General features: G+C 58.3%; 2 protein-coding genes. Both read right to left on the bottom strand.

All coding sequences use genetic code 11. The annotated features are described in order from the left end of the window. Window positions 1-691 (bottom strand): MgtC/SapB family protein (locus FYJ24_RS12355; RefSeq protein ID WP_154546726.1); only part of this gene is annotated, 691 nt, incomplete at its 3' end. Window positions 692-730: 39 nt separating this feature from the next. Next, window positions 731-1,831 (bottom strand): magnesium transporter (gene mgtE / locus FYJ24_RS12350; protein WP_154546725.1); only part of this gene is annotated, 1,101 nt, incomplete at its 5' end.

Genomic DNA, 1,831 nt, shown 5'->3' with positions numbered 1-1,831 from the left:
TGTCCCAACCAGCGGCGCTGACGGATGGCTCAAGGCTAAGGCGGCCAATCACTTTTTCAACGAGGGCATCATGACGCTCGGTGGCGTATAACTGCGCTGTGACTCGTACGCTGCGTTGATCATCACGGTGACTGCTCTCGAGTTTTTGCAATTGTAACGCATCGCCCAATAGACCCTGAAGTAGTAGTGCGCGAATATGTGCTTCTTGATCACTATGACAGGTCACATTCAGCTCATAGCGCCAATCGATCTCTTCCTGGCTATTTTCCATCGGCTGCCGGTTGATGATCAGTACGACAGGGCGCAGTAGAATGTTAATCGCCAGAATGCATAGCGCTACCATCATGGCGACGAGATGGAAGCCAGCCCCTGCCATGACCCCAATGGCCGCAGAACACCAAAGGGTTGCGGCGGTATTGAGCCCCCGAATATTGGCCCCCTCTTTCATGATGACCCCAGCGCCCAGAAAGCCTATTCCTGATACCACTTGCGCTGCCATACGAGTAGGGCTGATTTCACCCTCCACCATCATCGACATCAATGTGAAACTGGCGGCACCCAGTGCCACCAGTGCATTAGTCCTCAACCCTGCTAACCGCTGCCTCCACTGGCGCTCGAGACCTACCAGGGATCCGAGTACGGCCGCTAGTACTAGCGGCCATAACGGTTGCAGAGACTCCCAAAATATCATGATCGGCATCATCACTGGTCTCCTTGACCAAAGCGCGGCCTATGGGGTGGGTAGACCCAAAATAGCCGTTGCCAGTGCAAAGTAGATCAGTACGCCTGACGCATCGGCAATCGAGGTCACCAGCGGTGCCGAGGCGGTCGCCGGATCTAGCTTGAAGCGCTGCAGAATGAACGGCAGAATCATCCCGATTAGACTACCTACCGTGACGATCAGCACCATTGATAGCGCGACGACCAGTGCTATTTCGCTGCCCGCGCGGAAAATACCCACCACGGACACCGCCAGTGCCATGGTCAGCCCCAGCGCCAAGGCGACGCCGACTTCACGACCCAGCAGCTTGGCCCAATCGCGGGTACGTACATCGCCGGTGGCCATGCCGCGTACCATCAGGGTGGCCGCCTGAGAGCCTGCGTTGCCACCGCTATCCACCAGCAGGGGCAGGAAGAACACCAGCGCAATGTAGGCTTCGATGGTTTCTTCGAAATAGGCGATACCGGCACCCGAGAAGATATTGGCGAATACCAGCAATACCAGCCACACCACACGCTTGCGGTAGAGCTCGAACAGGCTGACCGAGCGCAGGCTGCCCTCCAGCTTGCCCACCGACACCCCCTTGTGCATGTCTTCGGTGGCTTCTTCCGCGGCCACGTCCATGGCGTCGTCGTAGGTCACGATGCCCACCAAGCGGTCACCACCATTGATCACGGGAAGCGCCAGCAAGTCGTAATGGGCAATCAGCCGGCTGACTTCTTCCTGCGGCGTTTCCACGGAGGCAAACACCACTTCCGAGACCATTAGTTCTTCCACGCATTGGTGGGGGGCCGCAAGAATCAGCTGGCGTAGCGATACGGTGCCCTGCAAACGGCCTTCTTTATCGACGCAATACACCTGGTAGATGGTTTCGGCGTCAGGCGCGCTGGCGCGTAGCAGGCTCAAGGCTTCCGCCACGTCGATGGTGACCGGCACGGAAACATACTCGGAGGTCATGACGGCCCCTGCCGTGCCTTCGGCATAGCTGGCCAGCTTGGTTAAGTCATCGCGCTCTTTTTGCGATAGTTGGCGCAGGATGGCAGGCTGCCTGCCTGGCGCCACCAGGTGGAACAGGTCAGCGCGCTCGTCTGCATCCATCGTGGCAGCCAG

It is taken from the genome of Scrofimicrobium canadense (assembly GCF_009696615.1).
In the GTDB taxonomy this organism is placed as follows: domain Bacteria; phylum Actinomycetota; class Actinomycetes; order Actinomycetales; family Actinomycetaceae; genus Scrofimicrobium; species Scrofimicrobium canadense.
Note: the sequence above shows the minus strand (reverse complement) of the source record. Positions and strands in the feature narration are given on the sequence as shown.